The organism is Kribbella sandramycini (assembly GCF_013131805.1).
Lineage (GTDB): Bacteria > Actinomycetota > Actinomycetes > Propionibacteriales > Kribbellaceae > Kribbella > Kribbella sandramycini.
The window spans coordinates 407,393-425,457 of the sequence record NZ_JABJRC010000003.1; the positions used below are offsets into that span (position 1 = coordinate 407,393).

Genomic DNA, 18,065 nt, shown 5'->3' on the forward strand with positions numbered 1-18,065 from the left:
GGGCAGGTCGCGATCAGTGGACGAAGTGGTAACCGTCGGTCACGGTTGTTGATCCGTCCCCCACACGGTGATAGGTGTAGCACGGCCGAACGGTTCTGCAAGGTAGCCGCTCACCGGCCGCGCCCTGTCGTGGCGCCCTTGATCGAGCCGTCCCCGACCCTGCTGGTCACGGACGGTGAGGAGACCGTTCCGTCATGATCGACGACGACGACCTGACCATCCGGACCGCCGAAGCGGCCGACCATCTGTTGCTCACCGTGATCGGCGACCTCGATCTCGAGAACGCCCCGGCGATGACAGCCGCGCTCAAGGATGCGATCGGCGTCCGGCCGGTGATCCTGGACCTCACCGGCGTCGACTTCATGGATTCCAGCGGGCTCGGCGTCCTCGTCGGCGCCCACAAGGAGGCCGCGGCGCACGGTGCCGCCCTGCTGCTGGCCGCGCCCGGGCCGCGGCTGCAGAAGATCTTCAAGATCACCAAGCTGCACAAGGTGTTCGCGGTGTACGAGTCCGTGCCCGCCGCGGTCGCCGCCCTCGGCCAGCCGTTGCAGGTCGAGGCCGCGCCGCCCGAATCCGTCGTACCGGGCTTCGATGCGGCCGGCCCGTGACCGGGCTGGAGCCCGCCGAGCTCGGCGCGTACGCCGTTGACGAGGCCGGCCGGATCGACGATCGGCCGGGACTGCACGAAGAGATCGGGCTGGCGATGGCGGGATCACTGAACGTCCGCCGCTCGGTCCTCCAACTGCTGGACCGGCTGTGCCCCGAGTTCGCGGACTGGGCCGTGGTGGCACTGACCAATCCGCGGACCGGCGGCGTCCAGCTGTACGGCGGCGTCGACGTCACCTCGGTGGTGAAGGTGTCTCGCCGCGCCTTGGCCGGGCAGGCGCTCGAACGGGTGCTGGCCACGGGTCGGTCCGAGCTGCTGCATGTTTCGTCCGACGACCTCGGCGACGGGCTGACCGGCCTCATCCCGCACCAGGCGCTGCGCGATCAGGCGGCGGCCTTGCGACCGGCCGACGTCCTCGGCACCGGCCTGACCGCTCGCGGCACGGTGGTCGGCGCGCTGATCACCGTGCGCGGCCAGGGCCGCGGGTTCGGGGCCGCAGACACTGAGCTGGCCGAGCAGATCGCGGCGCGCGCGTCGTTGGCGCTCGATTCGGCTCGGCTGTACGAGCAGCGCAGCCAGATCGCGAACGCGCTGCAGAACAGCCTCCTCCCGCCGGAGCTGCCGACTGTGCCGGGTCTCGATCTCGGGGCGCGTTACCGGCCGGCACTCGAGCAGCTCGATATCGGCGGCGACTTCTACGACCTGTTCCAGCGCGACGGTGAATGGCTGGTCGCGCTCGGTGATGTGGCCGGCAAGGGCGTCGAAGCGGCCGTGCTGACCGGCCGGGCACGTCAGAGCCTGCGGACCGCGGCGCACTTCGTCACCGACCCCGGAGCCTTGCTGGCTGCGCTCAACGCCGTGTTCACCGACGACATCTCGCACCGCTTCGTCACGATGATCTGCCTGCGCGTCCGTCCACAGCCCGATGGCGGGTTGCTCGTCGATGTCGCCGTCGCGGGCCACGCGCCGCCGCTGGTCGCGCGGGCGGGCGGCGACGTCGAGGAGGTCGCGTGTGACGGCGCCGTACTCGGAGTCGTGCCGGTGGCGGAGTATCCGGTGACCACCGTTCGGCTCGCTCCCGGCGACCAGATCGTCCTGTTCACGGACGGCATCGAGGAAGCGCGCGGTGAGAGCGGCTTCTACGGTCAGGAACGCCTGCTCGAACTGCTTGGCCGGTACGCCGGCGCCGGCGCGGATGTCACCTGCGCAGCGATCGAGCAGGACGTGCTGGAGCATTTGGACGGCCGCGCCCACGACGACATCGCCGTCCTCGCGCTGGGCTGCACCGGGTGATCGCCGATCTGACACCGACGCTGACCCGTTTCGAGCATGCGGTGGCCGAGATCGACGTCACCTCCGCGCTCGCCGTGGTGGACGAGGCGCTCGCGTCCGGAGCGGACCCGATCGCGCTGCTGACCGAGGTGATCGGCGCCGCGCAGCGTGCCGTCGGCGACCGCTGGCAGCGCGGCGAGTGGTCGGTGGCCGAGGAGCACGCCGCGACCGCCGTCGCGACCGCGGCCACCGAGACCATCACCCGGGAGGTACGCCGGGGGCCGGTCACTCGCGGCCGGGTCGTCGTCGCCTGCGCCGAGCGGGAGTGGCACGCCCTCCCGGCGATGATCATCGACTGCGCGCTGCGCTCGGACGGCTGGGACACCACGCTGCTCGGCGCGTCCACGCCGGCGCTCCGGCTCAATCAGTACCTGCAGGATCTCGGCCCGGACGCGCTTGCCGTCAGCTGCTCGATGCTCGGCTCGATTCCGACGGCGCGCCGCTTCGTCGAGGCGTCCACCGCGGCCGGCATCCCGATCCTCGTCGGCGGACCGGCGTTCGGCTCGGACGATCTGCGCGCCCGTACCCTCGGCGCCACCGGCTGGGCCGCCGATGCGACCGGCGCGATCACCGCGATGCGCGAGTTGCCGGCCGTCGTCCAGCCCGCTCAGCCGTTGGCCGACGGGCCGGTCGAAGAACAGGCCGCGCTGGAGCTCAATCACGGCGAGCTGGTGGCGACTCTGACCAGCCGCTGGCCGCGGCCCGACCGGGCGGGGTCGCCCGAGCTCGATCCGGCGCTGGCGAAGGATGCCGTCGAGCTGATCCTGCACGCGCTCTGGGCGGCCTTGCTCACGGCCGATCCGCGCGCGATCACCGAGACGGCCTGGTGGATCCGCGCCCTGCTCGAACACCGCGACGCCCCGGTCGCGCTCGTGGCGACCCTGCACCAGGAGGTCGCCGGGGCGATCCGCGACTATCCGCTGGCCGCGACGCTGCTCGACGACTCGTGGCCGTCGGCGGAGAGGTTGTAGGTCTCGGTCGCGGTGGTCGCGAAGACGGCTGAGCGCTCGGCCGGGGTCAGGTGGGCGGTCAGGGCCTCGGCGGCTTCGACGACGCCGGCGTAGGGAGCGGCGAGCAGGCAGACGGGCCAGTCGGAGCCGAACATCACTCGCTCCGGCGTGAAGGCTTCGAGGACGGTGTCGGCGTACGGCTTGAGGTCGGCGACGGTCCAGCTCGACCAATCGGCCTCGGTGACCAGGCCGGAGAGTTTGCAGGTCGTGTTGGGCAGGGCCGCGAGCTCGCGGAGCTGGGTCGCCCACGGGTCGAGCGGGCCGCCGACGACCGGTTTGGAGATGTGGTCGACGACGAAGGTGAGTTGGGGGAGCGCCTTGACCGCCTGGATCGCGGCGGGCAGGTGCGGAGTCTTGGTCAGGAGGTCATAGCCGAGGCCGGCATCGGCGACGGCGGCAAGGCCGCGCTGGACGTCGGGACGCAGCAGCCAATCGACGTCGGGCTCGTCGTGGACCTGGTGGCGGATGGCCTTCAGGTAGCCGCCGTCCGGCCGGGCCTGCAGCTCGGCCAGGACGTCGGCGACATCGGGCGCGGTCAGATCGACCCAGCCGACCACACCGGCGACCAGATCGTTGCTTGCGGCAACTTCGAGGAACTCGCGGGTCTCGGCGAGGACGCCGACCGTCTGGACGAGCACGGTCGCGGTGACCTCGGCCGCGGCCGCGATTGGCGCCAGGTCGTCGATCCCGAAGCTCCGCCGGATCGGGGCGAACTCGTCGCCGACCATCCAGGTCTGGTCGCGAACGCTCAGATCCCAGACGTGGTGGTGCGCGTCGACTCTGCTCATGCCGCTGTGGTCCCTTCGGCGTGGATGAGGCGGATGACCTGCTGGCTCATCTGGTCGTAGTCGTGGTTGTTCGGCAACTCGCCGCGGATCCGGTGGTCGCGCATCACCACGACGCGGTCGGCCAGCGTGATCATCTCCGGCAGGTCGGAGGTGATCAGCAGGATCGCCAGCCCGTTGGCGGCAAGATCCCAGATCAAAGTGTGGAAGGCGTCCTTGGTGCGGACGTCGATCCCGACCGTCGGCTCGTCGATGATCAGGATCTCGGTCTGGGCGGCGAGCCACTTGGCCAGCGAGATCTTCTGCTGATTACCGCCGGAGAGCGTGCCGGCCAGTTGGGACGGCGAAGCGATCCGGATGCCCAGCTGTTCGACGTACGACGTCACCATCGCCGTCTCCACCTTGGCGGGCACGTACCCCAGGACCTTGCGCAGCCGGTCCCAGATGGTGACGGCGATGTTGCGGGTGATCGGCTGCTCGAGGAAGACGCCCTCCTCCTTGCGGTTCTCGGTGACGTAACCGATCTTGTGATTGCGCAGGGCATCGCGGACGGTGCGGATCTTGACCGCCTCGCCGCGCACCCGCACCTCACCGGCGGTGATCCGGTCGAGCCCGAGCAGCGCCTTCGCGAGCTCGCTGCGGCCGGCGCCGACGAGCCCGTAGAGCCCGACGATCTCGCCCGGCCGGACGCTGAGATCGACGTCCGCGTGACCGGACGCCGTCCCGACACCGCGCAGCTCCAGGATCGGGGGGACCGCGGTGTCGACCGCGCGCTCGGGCAGGCTGAGCGCCTCATGGACCCGGCCGACCATCAGGTCGACGACCTCGTCCCGGGTCAGGTCGGCGAGGGCGCCGCCGGACAGCACGGAGGCGCCGTCCCGCAGCACGGTCACGGTGTCACAGATCTGGAAGACCTCCTCCAGCTTGTGACTGACGAACAGGATCGCGCGGCCGTCGTCCTTCAGTTTCTCGACGACGCGGAACAGCAGCGCCGCTTCGTTCGGGGTGATGGACGCCGTCGGCTCATCGAGCAGCAGCACACGACTCTCGACCGACAGCGCCTTCGCGATCTCGACCAGCTGGGCCTGGGCGACGGACAGCTCGGTGACCGGTTGGTCCGGATCGATGTCGAGCTCGAGCTCGGCCAGCCAGCGGGCCGCCTCGGAGCGGATCGCGGCCCGGTCGACCAGGCCGCGGGAGGTCGGCAGCTTCTGGAGCAGGATGTTCTCCCCGACCGTGAAGCCGGGGATCAGGTTCCGCTCCTGGTGGACGACGCCGATGCCGGCCGCGGCCGACTCGTGGGGCGAGCCGAACGACATCTCCCGCCCGTCCATCAGCAGGCGACCGCCGTCGGGCCGGTAGAGGCCGGTGATCACCTTGATCAGCGTCGACTTGCCGGCGCCGTTCTCGCCGAGCAGCGCGTGCACGGAGCCGGCCTCCAGCGTGAGCGTGACGCCGTCGAGCGCACGGACGCCGGGGAACACCTTGACGATCTCGGATGCCTCGAACAACGTCATGACACACCTCCGGCCACAGCCGCGTCGGGTGCTTTCACCACGGCGCGGCGCTCCTGACGACGGGCCCGCACCTGGCCGAGGACGACGGAGCCGAGCACGACCGCGCCGACCACGAAGTTCACCCAGGAGGGCTCGAGGGAGAACTCGGCCCGCGCGGTGTCGACGAACCGGACGATGAACGCGGCCAGCACGGTGCCGAGGACGACCGCCGAACCGCCGGTGAGCAACGCGCCGCCGATGATCGGCGCCGCGAACGAGGGCAGCAGCCAGTCGCCGCCGATGCTCTTGTTCACCCCGGGGGACGACGCTACCGTCAGGATCGCGGCGACGCCGAGGATCGCGCCGGACAGCGCATGCGCGACGATCACCGAGCGGTCGTTGGAGATCCCGGACAGCCGGGCCGCGATCGGGTTGCCGCCGGAGGCGAGCAGCTGACGGCCGGGGACGGTCCGTTTCAGCAGCAGCGCGAGCAGGGCGGCGACGATCAGCGCGACCACGAAGATCCAGGGGACGACGCCGAACAGCGCGGCGGAGCCGAACGTCTTCAGACCTTGCGGGTAGGCGTCGACCGTGCGCGTGCCGACCAGGCGGTACTGGACGCCGAGCAGGATCGTCATCGTGGCCAGCGTGACGATGAACCCGTTGATCCGGGTCAGCACCACGAGAACCCCGTTCAACAGCCCGGCCGCGCCGGCCAGCAGGAAGCCGATCAGCAACGCGAGCGGCACCGGGACGCCGTGGTCGGCCATCAACACGCCCATCGCGGCCGCCGCGAACCCGCCGATCGCGCCCACCGCGAGGTTCAGCTGACCCACCGCGAGCACCACCATCTGCGCCAGCCCGATCAGCACCGGCACCGCCAGGAACTGCAGCAGCACCCGAATCGAGTTCGCCGCCAGCAGGTCACCCCCGGAAGCAATCACCAGCCCCACGAAGAACACGAGCCCGATCACCAGCAACGTCATCTCGGTAGACCGAACAAACCGCTTCATCGCTCCCCCTCCTGAGAACCCGCCGCCTTCGGCGGCGGAGGTGGAGAGGAGGAGGCAACGGCTTGGCGGTCGGAGAGGAGGGTTCGGATGCGGTCGGTGGAGAGAGCCGCCAGGAGGATGAGGCCCAGGTAGATGTTGAGGCTTTCGAGGCCGACGCCCAGCAGGTCCAGGCCTTTGCGGATGACGGTGGTCAGGGCGGTGCCGAGGAGGGTGCCCCAGATGGAGACGAAGCCGCCGGCCAGCAGGGTGCCGCCAAGGATGGGGCCGAGGAAGGAGGGGAGCATGAACTCTTCGCCGATGGTGGCTTTGATGGAGCCGGTGGAGACGGCGAGCATGAAGCCGGCCAGGGCGGCCAGGCAGCCGGACATGGCGTGGGCGATGATGACGCGGCGCGCGGTGGGGATCCCGGAGAGCTCGGCGGCGCGGACGGACGAGCCGGTCATCAGGAGTTCACGGCCGAGCCGGGTGCGGGCGTAGATCCAGCCGACGACGGCCATCGCGATGACCGCGAAGATCGCCAGCTGCGGGACGGCGGGTGAGCCGCACACGTTGCCGATACAGACATCGGCGAGCGAGAAGTTCCGCAGCTCGCGCATCCCCGGTGGTTTCGTCACGAAGGCCGCGTTCTCCGTCAGTGACGTGTAGACGAGCGGGATCATCCCGAGTAGCAAGAAGTCCAGCGCCAGCGTCACGACGAACGAGTTGACGCCGGTCCGGGCGATCACCCAGCCGGCCAGCGCGCCGATCGCCGTCCCGGCCACCAGCCCCACCAGGAGGCCGGAGTACAGGGTGAAATGCCACAGGTCGTAGGAGATGCCGGTGATCATCATCGAGAACGCCGCCATCCGGCCGACGGCGAGGTTCATGTGGCCGATCGACAGCACACACAGCTGCGCGAGCCCGACCACGGTGAACATCGCGATATCCCGCAGCAGCGGGAACACCACGAGCTGCTGGTTGAAGAACGCCGGCCGCAGTACGCCGAACAGCGCCGACAGCAGCACCACCAGGAGCAACAGCCCGACGCGCTGGTTCGCCCACCACGGCGTACCCCTGGGCGGCTTCTCGACCGGTGTGTCCTCGCGCAGCGCCTCGGTCGCCGTCGACGAGACCGGCGCGCTCATGAGACCCGCCGATCGTCGATGGCGTCCGGATCCCAGTCGATGCCCAGCCCCGGCGTATCCGGCGCTACTGCATGACCGTCGGCGATCTCCATCTCAGAACGGGTGATGGCGCGCAGCTGGGGGATGTGCTCGACGTACCGCCCGTTCGGCACCGCAGCGGTCAGGCTGACATGCAGCTCCATCAGGAAGTGCGGACAGACCTCCAGATTGAACGACTCGGCCAAATGCGCGACCTTGAGCCACGGAGTGATGCCACCGACCCGCGCGACGTCCACCTGCACAATCCCTGCGCCGCCGGCCGCGACGTACTCGCGGAACTGCGACACCGAGTACAGCGACTCACCCACCGCGATCGGGATCGAGGTGGACTCTGCCAACCGCACATGCCCGGTCACGTCGTCCGCGGGCAGCGGCTCTTCGAACCAGGACAGGTCGACCGCCTCGAAGGCGGCCGCCCGGCGCTTCGCCTCGGCGTACGTCATCGACTGGTTGGCGTCGACCATGATGTCGAGCGACGGACCGACGGCGTCCCGTACGGCGCGCAGCCGGTCCACATCCTCGTGGACGCGCGGTTTGCCGACCTTGAGCTTCACTCCGGGCCAGCCAGCCTTCTGGGAGGCCAGTGCGCCCGCAACGAGCTCGTCGGTGGTCAGATGCAGCCAACCGCCTTCAGTGTCGTACAGCGGCACCTCGCGCCGGTGACCACCAGCAAGCCGCCACAACGGCTCACCGGCCCGCAGACACCGCAGATCCCACAGAGCGGTGTCCACTGCGGCCAGCGCGAGCGAGGTGATCGCACCGACTGTGGTGGCGTGGGTCGACCAGAAGAGGTCCGACCACGCGGCCTCGACGTTCCGAGCGTCCACTCCGAGCAGCCTGGGCAACAGGTTGTCCCGCAGCAACGCCAGTACGGCGGTGCCACCGGTGCCGATCGTGTACGAGTAGCCCAGCCCGGTGAGCCCGTCAGCCGTCTCCAGCGCGACGAAGATGGTCTCCTGCTTGAGGAACGACTGCACGGCGTCCGTACGGACCGTTTCGACCTCCAGGTCGACCAGGTACGCCTCCGCCCGCGTGATTGCGCTCACTGGCAGCTCAGCTGCTTGGCGAACTCGGTCTCGAGCTCCTTGGTCTTCGCCTTGCGCTCGTCGTCGTACGTGTCCACGTTGTCCTTGGTGACCACGAACGAGCCGGAGTCGACCACGACGCCCGGGGTCTTCATCGTGCACTGCTTCGACTGCAGCAACGCGAGCAGCCAACCGCCGACGTACGCCTGACCGACCGGGTTCTGCGTGACGGTCGCGGCGACGCCGCCGGACTTGATCCCGGACAGGATCTTCGCGTCGTCGTCGATCGCGACCACCTTGATCGGAAGCTTGCTCGAGGCAACACCGTCGGCCGCGGCCACCGCGGGGTTGTACGCGGTCGTGACGATGCCCTTGATGTCCTTGCCCTTGGACGCGAGCAGGTCGGCGACGGCCTTCTGCGCGGTCGAGAGGTCCTTGTCGATATCGGTGATCACCGGCAGTTCGGTGACCTTGCCGTTCGTCTCGGCGACGGCCTTCTTCACACCGGCGATCCGGCGCTGGGTGTTGGAGTCGACGTTGTTCCCGGTCAGGTGCACGATCGCGCCTTCGCCGCCGATCGCCTCGATCGTCGCCTTGGCCGCCTTGTACGCCGCCGCCTCGACATCCGTGGACAGACAGAAATCGGCCGAGTTCGTGTCACCGGCCGGGCAGGACGCCAGTGAGCCGACCGCGAAGCCCTTGGCCTTCAGGTCCTCGAAGGTGGAGTTGATATCGGTCGGCGACACGCCGAAGATGCCGAACGCGTTGTAGCCCTGCGCGGCCAGCGAGTTGATGACGTTGTTCTGCTTGCCCTGGTCCCATTCACCGGTCTCGTTGAACGTGACGTCACCGAGTTTGAAGTCGGCCTTGTCGACCTCCGCGGTGGCCTTCCACGGCTGGAAGTAGGGGTGTGCGCCGCCCGGGATCAGCGCCAGCTTGACCTGGGAGCCGTCTTTCAGCGTGACCGGCCCCGAGCTGGATCCGGTGGACGCGTCGTCCTTCGGGCCGCCGTCGGACGTCGAATCGGCGGGTTTCGTGGTGCAGCCGGTGGCCACCAGGGCAACGGCGGCGAGGCAGAGGGCGGTCCTACGGAGAGCGGCGCCGGCGGGGGCGAGGGTCATGAGCGGACTCCAGATCCTATAGGATATTGCGAACCTGATGCTGCCGCCTCACACTGGAGCCGTCAAGACTCGTCGAGGTAACGATGACAAGTCGGGCAGAATAGGTTCGGGAGGAGTGCACTGTGACTGATGCGCATGTGGGTCTCGCGGGGCAGTTGACCCGCCTGCCGCAGCGACAGGTGCTGAGCGACGACGTCTACGAGACCGTCAAGGGCCTGATCATGGACAGCGTCGTCGAGCCGGGCACCCGGCTGAACATCGACGCCCTGACCCGGGAGCTGGGGATCTCGCAGACCCCGATCCGGGAGTCGCTGGCCCGGCTGGAGTCCGACGGTCTGGTGATCAAGGAGCCGCTGCGCGGCTACCGGGTGTCGTCGCGGCTGAGCCGGCCCGAGTTCGAGGACCTGTTCGAGTTCCGGCTGCACATCGAGCCGTGGGCGGCCGGTCGGGCCGCCGAACGCGCCGCGGCCGACGATCTGGTCCGGCTGAAGGACGAGATGCTCAGCTACACCGATGTGCCCGATCGGCCGGCGTACGAGAGCTACCGGGCGATGGCGGCGCACGACCAGCGCTTCCACGACCTCGTGCTGGAGCTGTCCGGTAACGAGACGGCCCGGCTGTCCTTCGCCCGGACGCACTGCCACCTGCACCTGTTCCGGTTGTACTACGGCGGCGGCATCGCGACCAAGGCGCTCCGCGAGCACAAGAACGTCGTGGCCGCCGTCCGCAAGGGCGACCCGGTGGAGGCGGCCGCGGCGATGCGGGCGCATATCGAAGCGTCCCGCGAGCGGCTGCGGCCGATGTTCGACCAAGAGTGATTCCTTCCGTCTGAATCAGGAGACACCTGTGGAACTGCTGCGCCTCGGCGCGGTCGGCGAGGAGCGCCCGTACGTGCGCGCCACCGACGGCACCGTCTACGACCTGAGCCCGCTGACCGCCGATATCGACGGCGCCTTCCTCGCCGCCGACGGCATCGGCCGCACCCGCGCGGCACTCGAGGCCGGTGAGCTCACCGCGGCCGGCACCGACGGCCTGCGGATCGGCGCGCCGATCGCGCGGCCGGGCGCCGTGGTCTGCATCGGGCAGAACTACGCCGCCCACGCGGCCGAGTCCGGCGCCGAGCCGCCGAAGCAGCCGATCGTCTTCTTCAAGCACCCGAACACCGTCGTCGGCCCGAACGACGAGGTCCTCGTCCCGCGTGGCTCCGCCAAGACGGACTGGGAGGTCGAGCTGGCCGTCGTCATCGGCAAGCCCGCCCGCTACGTCGAGACCGACGAGGAGGCGCTCGCCTGTATCGCCGGCTACACCGTCTCGAACGATGTCTCCGAGCGCGCCTTCCAGCTCGACGTCTCCGGCGGCCAGTGGTCGAAGGGCAAGTGCTGCGAGACCTTCAACCCGCTCGGCCCGGCGCTCGTCCCCGCCGACCAGGTCGACCCGACGAACCTCGACCTCAAGTCCTGGGTCAACGGCGAGATCCGGCAGGACTCCAACACCCGCGACATGATCTTCTCCGTCGCCGCCCTGATCCGCGACCTCTCGCAGTACATGGTCCTCAGCCCCGGCGACATCGTGAACACCGGCACCCCGCAAGGCGTCGCCCTCTCCGGCCGCTTCCCCTACCTCGCCCCCGGCGACGTCATGGAGATCGAGATCCAGGGCCTCGGCAAACAACGCCAACCCCTCGGCAAAGCCTGAGCAATCTGTCGGCGCGGCCACCTAGGGTCGCGCCATGACAGAGGCCCTCGACAACATCCGCACGTCGTACGACACCGTCGCCACCTCCTACGCCGAACGCGTCGTGGAAGGCCCGGAGTGGGAGGTCGCTGCCTTCGACCACCTCATCCGGCCGGCGGCCGGCCGCCCGATCCTCGACGCCGGCTGCGGCCCCGGCCGAACCACCGCCCTCCTCACCGAGCGCAGTCACCCAACAGATTCGGTTGTGGTTGGGCTTGATCTTTCGCCCGGGATGATCGGGATCGCTCGGCGGAGCCATCCCGAACTCGACTTTCGGGTCGGGTCGATGACTGCGCTCGACTTCCCCGATGAGTTCTTCGGGGGTGTGCTGAGCTGGTGGTCGATCATCCATCTGCCGCGTGAGCTGGTGCCGGTGGCGTTGGGCGAGTTCTACCGGGTGTTGGCGCCGGGCGGGGTGTTGCTGCTGGGCTTCCACCTCGGCGAGGGTTCGACGCACAAGACCTCCGGGTACGGCGGGCTGGCGATGGATGTGCAGGTGCACCGGTGGCGCCCCGAAGAGCTGGTCGAAAAGGCGGTCGCGGTTGGGTTCACGCCCTGTCAGACTGACTTGCCCGAGGATTGTGTGGTGGTCGGCAAATGACTTCGCGCGTGCGGACGGTGACGTTCGATACTCACGACCCGTACGAGTTGGCCGGGTTCTGGTTGCAGGTGCTGCGAGCGCCACGGCCGGACTACGACCACCCGGGCGACCCGGCGGCGGAGGTGGTGACCGATGGGATGACGTTGTTGTTCGAGCAGAACGACGACGTGAAGACGGTGAAGAACCGGGTGCATCTGTGTCTGGAGCCGGATGGGCCGCGGGATGCCGAGGTCGAGTGGTTGCAGACGCTCGGGGCGACCGTCGCGAACGACCTGCGGAACCCGGACGGGACGGGCTGGGTGGTCATGCTCGATCCGGAGGGTAACGAGTTCTGCGTCCTGCGGAGCGCGGCCGAGCGGGCGGCAACTAGCTGACCGGCGCTTCGCCGGTCAGGGTGATTCGCCAGTCGGTCGCCCAGGCGTGGACGGCGACGTCCAGGCCGTCGCGGGTGGCGGTCGCGCGGTAGTGGCCGTCCTCGGCCGGGGCCGTGGTGGCGGTCCAGCCGCGGGCGCGGAAGGCCTCGGCCGCGGCGGTCACGGCGGCGGCCGGGTCAGGTGCGGTGGGGTTACCGGTCTCGACGGTGATCCGGGCGATGGTGGCCGCGCCGCGGCCGTCGAAGAGGACGCCGGGGTTGATCGGGCCGGGGTCGTGGGTGACGACGGGCTGCTGGTCCGGTACGACGGCGGCCGCGACAGCGAGCAGCTCGGCGCGCAGGGTGTCGCGGGGTGTGGTCATCGCCGGGGTCCTTCGCTGGTCCGTGGTCGGTGGGCTCCGCCGGGGCGGGTGCCCGCGGTGCGGGCGGCGGATTCGGCGCTGGGCGGTCTGGCGGCCTGGGTGGGGGGCGCGAGCCCGCCGTACACCTTGGCGGCGACGCCGGCGGCTCGGTTCAGCATGGTGCCCCAGGCAAGTTTGGTCTCTTGGGCGCGGGTGGTGTCGGTGGTGGTGATCGACGCCAGGTCGCCACGGACGACGCGGCCGATATTGCGGAGGGCCTCGCTGTTCACCCGGTAGTACTCGTTGTGCCAGTGCACCGAGACCGGGTCGTCGCCGTTGGTCGCCATCCGGATCGCGTCCGGGAAGGTGGCCGGATCGGGGCCGTGCCATTCGGAGTACGAGACGTAGTCGCCGGGCGCGCGTTCGACGTACAGGCGGGTCGGGGGCTGGACGATGTCGGCGGCCTCGTCGACGTACTTGGCGATACCGGGCGATCCGGTCAGGACGACGCGGTCGGCACGGGCACCGTGCAGGAGGGCCTGGCCGACGACATCCGAGCCGTAGGAGTGGCCGACCAGGGTGGTGGTCGCGTCGGTCAGCTCGTCGAGCTCGGTCAGGAACGCGGCGAGGCGCGGGCCGCCATCGAGGGCGGCCTGTTTGCTCGCGGCCGCGGCGAGGCCCTGCGGTGATGCGTAGTCGAGCCAGGCGATGGCGACCGTGCCGGGCCCGGCCTCGGCGCGGATCAGATCGGCGCGGTCGGACTGGCCGCGGAAGGTGTCCAGGCTGTTGCCCATTCCGGGGACGAGGACGGCGACATTCCGCGCCTGGTCGAGGTCGCCGAGCACCTCGACCGCCCGGCCCTGGCCCTCGGGGTCGAGCTCGAGGAACTGGCGGGGCCGGTGGACCTCGACGACCTTGCCGTCGGCATCGATCGCCGTGCCCTTGACCGGGGTGAGCAGCTCGGTGAGCGTGTCGAGCCGCTTGCGCTCGGCGGCCGTCGCCGTGCCCGCGGCGACGGCGGCGTGCAGGCGGTTGCGAGCCGCGAGCAGGCGTGCGTGGTTGGCACGGAACCGCTCGGCGAGCTCGCTCATCCGCACTCCGTCAGTGGAAGGCCAGGGACCAGCTGCCAGTGTGGTGGGACAGGTTGACCGTTGCCAAGGGCCGGACATCCACATGCCGGAGCGATTCGGCCGGAGCGTCCAGCACGTACAGGACGATCGCGCGGAAGACCGAAGGATGCACAACCGCCACAATCCGGTCCCGATCCGAGCTCGCGATGTCGCCGAGCCAGTCGGCTACTCGGGCCAGGACGTCGTTCTCGGTCTCGCCGCCGGGGGGCGCCGTGTGCGGGCGTTCCAGCCAGGCCGTGACCTGGGCGGGGTCGGCGGTGAGGAGGTCTTCGAGAGGGCGGTTGGTCCAGTCGCCGTAGTCGCGGTCGCGGAGGGCCGGGTCGACGATGGGGGACAGGCCGAGGGCCTCAGCGGTGGCGATGGCGGCCGGCTCGGGGCCGGCGTAGGTGGCGTCGGCGGCGAGCTTGAGCTCGCCGGCCGCCGCCACACTCGCCGGGTCCGGGTCCGGGGCGCCACCGAGGACGAGGCCGCGCAGCGCGGGAGTCAGTGCGTGGGCGACCAGCGTCAACGAGCTCAAGCATTCACCTTCTGTTCGGATGGCCGGCGGGCCACCGCGGCCGCGTACCCGAATCCGAGCAGGAGCCACAGCGTCGCCTGCGTACCGAGCGAGGCGAACCGGAACTGCCACAGCAGCGTAGCGGGGAACGTGTCCGGAACCTCGTTGATCCGCGGCAGGATCAGGTACGCCGCCACCACCGTCACCAGCAGCCCGGCGACGAACCCGCCCAGCCGGGCGATGTCGCCGTACCGGGCGGCCCAGCGGGACAGCGCGACTCCGGCCCAGACCGCGAGCAGGCCGATCACGATCGTCAGCAGATAGGTGATCGTCCGCTTGGTGATCGTCTCCGGGTCGCCGACAGCCGGCGGGTTCGGCGGGTACTTGAGGAACGGCACCAGCACGATCCCGACGAACCCGGCCGCGGCCAGGCCGAGCGCGGCGTACCCGTCGTTCGCGGTCCGCAGCTTGCGCCGCAGCAGCGTGAAGCCGACGGCGAAGATGCCGCCGAGGGCGACGCCGTACAGGCTGGTGGCCAGGAAGAGACCCGCGCGCTGGCCGTCGCGGCTGACCAGCGGCTCTTCTTCTTCGGCGGCGGGCGTCGCGTGCTCGTCGCCATGGTCATGGGTGTGCCCGCCCGACGCGGCTTCCTCGATCGCGATCGCGGCGTCCACGTGTGGCTCACCGGTGACGTACGCGAAGGTTCCGGCCAGCAGGCCGGCGAAGAGTCCGACGATCAGGCCGCGCACCAGGAGTGATCCGAAGGTGCGCATCGATCAGTGGCAGGGCACGCCGAGGAGGTGCCGACCGTCGTGCATCAGCTCGTGCAGGAACATCCCCGACTGCGAGACCGCGCCCTGGTCGAAGCCGACCAGGTAGGCGAGCAGCAGCAGGAGCGCGACGCTGACGGCCGAGAGAACGAGCAAGCGGGGCGAGATGGCCGGTACGGCGACCGACTGGGCAGGAGCTGCCATCAGAACCTCCTGGGGAAGTGCGCGTCCCCTTCGAAAGGCTGCTGGTGCCCGAGCATCCTGACTCACGAGCAAGCTCGCTCACAGTGGCGCGGCCGTGCCGGATTTTCACCGGCTTCCCTCGGGCATCGCAGGTTGTCCCTCGAACCGTAGCCGCCGGTCCGTTGAAGGGTCAACGGACCGGACTCAACGGGTGAGAATCGCCTCAGTGCGCCGGTCCCGGGCCCGCGCGGTGAGCAGATAACCCGCGCTGGTCGCGACGCCGAGGACGAAACACAGCACCCACAGACTCTGCCCGTGATGCTGCAGCAGATACCCGGCCAGCAGCGGCGCGGCCAGGCGCGAAGCCTGACTGGTGGCGCCGAAGAAGCCGAAGTACCGGCCGCGCAGCGCCGCCGGGGCCATTGTGCCGACCGTGCTGTCGAGGACGGCGAAGTACGCCATCTCGCCGCAGGTCCAGATCGCGACGGTGAGCGCGTAGAACCAGACCGTGTCGGCCGCGCCGGTCAGCCCGAAACCGACCCCGACCAGGAGCGCGCCGAGCGCGAGCACCCGCGAGTACGAGCGGTCCCGGATCAGCCGCGGGAGGAAGAGCTGGCCGACCACGATGAGCAGCGTGTTGACGGCGTAGATCCGGCCGTAGTCGGCGGCGTCCAGACCGTCGTGCTGAACGGCCAGCGGTAGCCCGGCGTTGCTCTGCTTGAAGATCAGCTGGAAGCCGATGAAGAGCAGCACGAAGGTCAGAAAGGGGCCGTCGGCAAGGATTGTGCGAATGGCGCCGCGACTCGGGCCCTGCGGCTCGGACGACGCTTCCGGTGTGGTGTTCGGGACGAAGTACCAGAGGATCGCCGCGAGCAGGACGACGCCGATTGTGTCCAGGATGAAGATCGTCGCGAACCCGGACTTCATCGCCAGCGGCGCGGCGAGGGCCGCGATCGACGTCCCGACGTTGATCGCCCAGTAGTTGATGCTGTACGCCCGCGGCCGGTCGGCGGGTGGGACGACGTCGGTGATCATCGCGCTGACCGCCGTCCCGGCGAATGACATCCCGACGCCGAACAGCGCCATCGCGGCGGCGATCGCGGGCAACGTGGTACTGACCGCGGCGCCGACCAGAGCGATTGCCGTGAGCAAGTATCCGGACAGCGCGGTGCCGCGCCGGCTCCAGCGGTCGGCGAGCGCGCCGCCGGCCAGTCCGCCGGCGATACTGCCGGCGCCGGAGATGGCCAGGATGACGCCGATCTCGGCCGGACTGGTCCCGCGCTCCTCGCGGAGGTAGAAGGTCAGGAAGATCAGCACGAACGACGCGATATTGCCGACCAGCGTGATCGTCCAGAGCGACCAGAAGGCCGCCGGCAACCCGCCGGTCAGTTCGCGCCAGCGGCGACTGAGCATGGAAACACCTTTCGGGAAGTAGTTCTCCCGAGCAGTCTGTGCGCGAAGTGGTACAGAGGTAAGATCCACCTTGATGACAGATACTTGGACCACTTTGCGCGAGGTGCTGCTCCCGGACGGCGCGCCCGGGCGGCAGCCCGGCCGCGAGCTGGAGCGCCGCCTGCGGGAGGCGATCCGGTCCGGCCGGTTGCGCGCGGGCGAGCGGCTCCCGTCCAGCCGCGATCTGGCCGGGCAGTTCGGGATCGCCCGCGGGACGGCGGTCGCCGTCTACCGTCAGCTGGGCGCCGAGGGGTACGTCGTCTCCCAGCACGGCTCCGGCACGAAGGTGGCCGACAGCGTGGCGGAGCCCGCCGTACCGGCGGAGACCGGCCCAGCCCGCAGCTGGCGGTACGGGCTAGGCCCGGGACTGCCGTCACTGGCCGCTTTCCCGCGCAGCGCGTGGCTCGCCGCGCTCCGGAAGGGCCTGGCCGATCTGGACGACGTCGAGCTCGGCTACCCGGATCCGGCTGGTCTGCTCCCGTTGCGCACCGAGCTGGCCGGCTACCTGGGTCGCGTCCGCGCGGTTGTCGCCGAGCCGTCCGATCTGGTGATCACCCATGGCACGTTCGACGCGCTCACCCTGCTCGCGGGCGCGCTGCAAGCACAGGGCCATCGCGAGATCGGGCTCGAAGACCCGGGCAGCCAGGAGCAGTACGAGCTGTTCGCCAACCGCGGTCTGACCGGCCGACCGATCCCGGTGGACGACGAGGGCATCCGGGTCGACGTCCTGACTCGAAGCTCGTGTCGTGCGGTGTTGATCACGCCCGCGCATCAGTACCCGCTCGGCGTCAGTCTGAGCCCGGATCGCCGGCGCGCGCTGCTGCAGTGGGCGCGGAGTACCGACAGCTTGGTGATCGAGGACGACTACGACGCGGAGTACCGCTACGACCGCGCACCGGTCGGGGCCCTGCAGTCGATGGACCCTGATCACGTCGCCTACCTGGGCACGTTGAGCAAGACGCTGGCCCCGGCGTTGCGGCTCGGCTGGATGGTGCCGCCCGCCCGGCTGCTGACCGATCTGGTCCGGCGCAAGCGCCTCGACGACCGCGGCTGCGGCTCGGTCGAACAGGCCGCACTGACCCGCTTCCTGTCCTCCGGGAGCTACGACCGGCACCTCCGCCGGACCCGCCTGCTCTACCGCGACCGCCGCGACGCCCTCCTCGAAGCCCTCGCCGCCGACCTCCCCGACTGGCGCCCGATCGGCATCGCGGCCGGCCTGCACGTCGTCCTCCAACTCCCCCCGGGCACCGACGACCGCGCCCTTACCGCCCGCCTCGCCGACCACGACATTCGCGTCGCCGCCCTCTCCCGCTACACCCACACCGGCCCCGCAACCCCCGGCCTGGTCCTCGGCTACGCGGGCCTCACCCCCGACCGGCTGCGGTCCGCGGTCCGCGCGATCGCCGTCCAGGCCGGGGGCTGAGGCCACCCGC

At 70.1% G+C, this 18,065-nt stretch carries 20 protein-coding genes and 1 riboswitch; of the genes, 8 read left to right on the top strand and 12 right to left on the bottom strand.

From position 1 onward, the window contains the following. Positions 1-194: 194 nt before the first annotated feature. The 3 genes from HPO96_RS15395 to HPO96_RS15405 are packed head-to-tail and all read left to right on the top strand — an operon-like array spanning position 195 to position 2,910. Positions 195-608, top strand: coding sequence for an STAS domain-containing protein (locus HPO96_RS15395; protein WP_171674127.1), 414 nt, complete (start codon positions 195-197; stop codon positions 606-608). Next, positions 605-1,900, top strand: coding sequence for a PP2C family protein-serine/threonine phosphatase (locus HPO96_RS15400; protein WP_337796646.1), 1,296 nt, complete (start codon positions 605-607; stop codon positions 1,898-1,900). The genes HPO96_RS15395 and HPO96_RS15400 overlap by 4 nt, the downstream gene beginning before the upstream one ends. Continuing rightward, positions 1,897-2,910: a cobalamin B12-binding domain-containing protein gene (locus HPO96_RS15405; RefSeq protein WP_337796647.1), complete on the top strand. Its 1,014-nt coding sequence runs from the start codon at positions 1,897-1,899 to the stop codon at positions 2,908-2,910. The genes HPO96_RS15400 and HPO96_RS15405 overlap by 4 nt, the downstream gene beginning before the upstream one ends. Here HPO96_RS15405 and HPO96_RS15410 read toward each other — a convergent pair. From HPO96_RS15410 to HPO96_RS15435, 6 genes are read right to left on the bottom strand one after another with little or no spacing between them, the layout of a single operon-like run. Continuing rightward, entirely contained in the window at positions 2,853-3,737 is an 885-nt protein-coding gene (locus HPO96_RS15410; protein ID WP_171674128.1) for an amidohydrolase family protein, read from the bottom strand. The genes HPO96_RS15405 and HPO96_RS15410 overlap by 58 nt on opposite strands. Beyond that, complete coding sequence (locus tag HPO96_RS15415; protein WP_171674129.1) at positions 3,734-5,251, bottom strand: sugar ABC transporter ATP-binding protein; 1,518 nt, start codon at positions 5,249-5,251, stop codon at positions 3,734-3,736. The genes HPO96_RS15410 and HPO96_RS15415 overlap by 4 nt, the downstream gene beginning before the upstream one ends. Beyond that, positions 5,248-6,243: an ABC transporter permease gene (locus HPO96_RS15420; protein ID WP_171674130.1), complete on the bottom strand. Its 996-nt coding sequence runs from the start codon at positions 6,241-6,243 to the stop codon at positions 5,248-5,250. Before HPO96_RS15420 ends, HPO96_RS15415 begins: the two co-directional genes overlap by 4 nt. Then, entirely contained in the window at positions 6,240-7,367 is a 1,128-nt protein-coding gene (locus HPO96_RS15425; RefSeq protein ID WP_171674131.1) for an ABC transporter permease, read from the bottom strand. Before HPO96_RS15425 ends, HPO96_RS15420 begins: the two co-directional genes overlap by 4 nt. Continuing rightward, positions 7,364-8,452 (bottom strand): mandelate racemase/muconate lactonizing enzyme family protein, encoded by a 1,089-nt coding sequence (locus HPO96_RS15430; protein ID WP_171674132.1) that lies wholly within the window; start codon positions 8,450-8,452, stop codon positions 7,364-7,366. The genes HPO96_RS15425 and HPO96_RS15430 overlap by 4 nt, the downstream gene beginning before the upstream one ends. Further along, on the bottom strand, positions 8,449-9,552 hold the full coding sequence (locus HPO96_RS15435; protein ID WP_171674133.1) for a sugar ABC transporter substrate-binding protein: 1,104 nt from the start codon (positions 9,550-9,552) through the stop codon (positions 8,449-8,451). The genes HPO96_RS15430 and HPO96_RS15435 overlap by 4 nt, the downstream gene beginning before the upstream one ends. Before the next feature lie 122 nt (positions 9,553-9,674). On the opposite strand from HPO96_RS15435, the gene HPO96_RS15440 reads away from it, so the two are divergent. The 4 genes from HPO96_RS15440 to HPO96_RS15455 are packed head-to-tail and all read left to right on the top strand — an operon-like array spanning position 9,675 to position 12,261. Beyond that, a complete protein-coding gene (locus tag HPO96_RS15440; protein WP_171674134.1) occupies positions 9,675-10,370 on the top strand; it encodes an FCD domain-containing protein in 696 nt (231 codons plus the stop codon). Between the two features lie 28 nt (positions 10,371-10,398). Beyond that, a complete protein-coding gene (locus HPO96_RS15445) occupies positions 10,399-11,247 on the top strand; it encodes a fumarylacetoacetate hydrolase family protein (RefSeq protein ID WP_171674135.1) in 849 nt (282 codons plus the stop codon). Positions 11,248-11,281: 34 nt separating this feature from the next. After that, the gene (locus HPO96_RS15450; RefSeq protein WP_171674136.1) at positions 11,282-11,887 is read left to right on the top strand and encodes a class I SAM-dependent methyltransferase; all 606 of its coding nucleotides are present in this window, start codon (positions 11,282-11,284) and stop codon (positions 11,885-11,887) included. Continuing rightward, positions 11,884-12,261 carry a VOC family protein gene (locus tag HPO96_RS15455; RefSeq protein ID WP_171674137.1) on the top strand — a complete coding sequence of 126 codons (378 nt, stop codon included), beginning with the start codon at positions 11,884-11,886 and terminating at the stop codon, positions 12,259-12,261. The genes HPO96_RS15450 and HPO96_RS15455 overlap by 4 nt, the downstream gene beginning before the upstream one ends. Here HPO96_RS15455 and HPO96_RS15460 read toward each other — a convergent pair. The 6 genes from HPO96_RS15460 to HPO96_RS15485 form a co-directional block, all read right to left on the bottom strand. Then, positions 12,254-12,622 (bottom strand): hypothetical protein, encoded by a 369-nt coding sequence (locus HPO96_RS15460; protein WP_171674138.1) that lies wholly within the window; start codon positions 12,620-12,622, stop codon positions 12,254-12,256. The genes HPO96_RS15455 and HPO96_RS15460 overlap by 8 nt on opposite strands. Beyond that, a complete protein-coding gene (locus HPO96_RS15465) occupies positions 12,619-13,692 on the bottom strand; it encodes an alpha/beta hydrolase (protein WP_171674139.1) in 1,074 nt (357 codons plus the stop codon). Before HPO96_RS15465 ends, HPO96_RS15460 begins: the two co-directional genes overlap by 4 nt. A 10-nt stretch (positions 13,693-13,702) precedes the next feature. Further along, positions 13,703-14,248, bottom strand: coding sequence for a histidine phosphatase family protein (locus HPO96_RS15470; RefSeq protein WP_171674140.1), 546 nt, complete (start codon positions 14,246-14,248; stop codon positions 13,703-13,705). Next, complete coding sequence (locus HPO96_RS15475; protein ID WP_171674141.1) at positions 14,245-15,000, bottom strand: CbtA family protein; 756 nt, start codon at positions 14,998-15,000, stop codon at positions 14,245-14,247. The genes HPO96_RS15470 and HPO96_RS15475 overlap by 4 nt, the downstream gene beginning before the upstream one ends. Positions 15,001-15,003: 3 nt before the next feature. Beyond that, a complete protein-coding gene (locus tag HPO96_RS15480; RefSeq protein WP_171674142.1) occupies positions 15,004-15,201 on the bottom strand; it encodes a CbtB domain-containing protein in 198 nt (65 codons plus the stop codon). A gap of 52 nt (positions 15,202-15,253) precedes the next feature. Next, a riboswitch (cobalamin riboswitch) is annotated at positions 15,254-15,318 on the bottom strand. 66 nt (positions 15,319-15,384) lie between these two features. Then, the gene (locus HPO96_RS15485; RefSeq protein WP_171674143.1) at positions 15,385-16,593 is read right to left on the bottom strand and encodes an MDR family MFS transporter; all 1,209 of its coding nucleotides are present in this window, start codon (positions 16,591-16,593) and stop codon (positions 15,385-15,387) included. A 73-nt stretch (positions 16,594-16,666) separates the two neighbouring features. Here HPO96_RS15485 and pdxR point away from each other — a divergent pair, with 73 nt between their 5' ends. After that, complete coding sequence (gene pdxR, locus HPO96_RS15490; protein ID WP_171674144.1) at positions 16,667-18,055, top strand: MocR-like pyridoxine biosynthesis transcription factor PdxR; 1,389 nt, start codon at positions 16,667-16,669, stop codon at positions 18,053-18,055. Positions 18,056-18,065 lie beyond the last annotated feature (10 nt).

Excerpts from the sequence above, each read along its gene's own strand:
- HPO96_RS15410 (WP_171674128.1), bottom strand. The coding sequence starts at position 3,737 with ATGAGCAGAGTCGACGCGCACCACCACGTCTGGGATCTGAGCGTTCGC.
- HPO96_RS15415 (WP_171674129.1), bottom strand. The coding sequence starts at position 5,251 with ATGACGTTGTTCGAGGCATCCGAGATCGTCAAGGTGTTCCCCGGCGTC.
- HPO96_RS15395 (WP_171674127.1), top strand. The coding sequence starts at position 195 with ATGATCGACGACGACGACCTGACCATCCGGACCGCCGAAGCGGCCGAC.
- HPO96_RS15485 (WP_171674143.1), bottom strand. The coding sequence starts at position 16,593 with ATGCTCAGTCGCCGCTGGCGCGAACTGACCGGCGGGTTGCCGGCGGCC.
- HPO96_RS15460 (WP_171674138.1), bottom strand. The coding sequence starts at position 12,622 with ATGACCACACCCCGCGACACCCTGCGCGCCGAGCTGCTCGCTGTCGCG.
- HPO96_RS15475 (WP_171674141.1), bottom strand. The coding sequence starts at position 15,000 with ATGCGCACCTTCGGATCACTCCTGGTGCGCGGCCTGATCGTCGGACTC.
- HPO96_RS15465 (WP_171674139.1), bottom strand. The coding sequence starts at position 13,692 with ATGAGCGAGCTCGCCGAGCGGTTCCGTGCCAACCACGCACGCCTGCTC.
- HPO96_RS15480 (WP_171674142.1), bottom strand. The coding sequence starts at position 15,201 with ATGGCAGCTCCTGCCCAGTCGGTCGCCGTACCGGCCATCTCGCCCCGC.
- HPO96_RS15420 (WP_171674130.1), bottom strand. The coding sequence starts at position 6,243 with ATGAAGCGGTTTGTTCGGTCTACCGAGATGACGTTGCTGGTGATCGGG.
- HPO96_RS15435 (WP_171674133.1), bottom strand. The coding sequence starts at position 9,552 with ATGACCCTCGCCCCCGCCGGCGCCGCTCTCCGTAGGACCGCCCTCTGC.
- HPO96_RS15425 (WP_171674131.1), bottom strand. The coding sequence starts at position 7,367 with ATGAGCGCGCCGGTCTCGTCGACGGCGACCGAGGCGCTGCGCGAGGAC.
- pdxR (WP_171674144.1), top strand. The coding sequence starts at position 16,667 with ATGACAGATACTTGGACCACTTTGCGCGAGGTGCTGCTCCCGGACGGC.
- HPO96_RS15455 (WP_171674137.1), top strand. The coding sequence starts at position 11,884 with ATGACTTCGCGCGTGCGGACGGTGACGTTCGATACTCACGACCCGTAC.
- HPO96_RS15450 (WP_171674136.1), top strand. The coding sequence starts at position 11,282 with ATGACAGAGGCCCTCGACAACATCCGCACGTCGTACGACACCGTCGCC.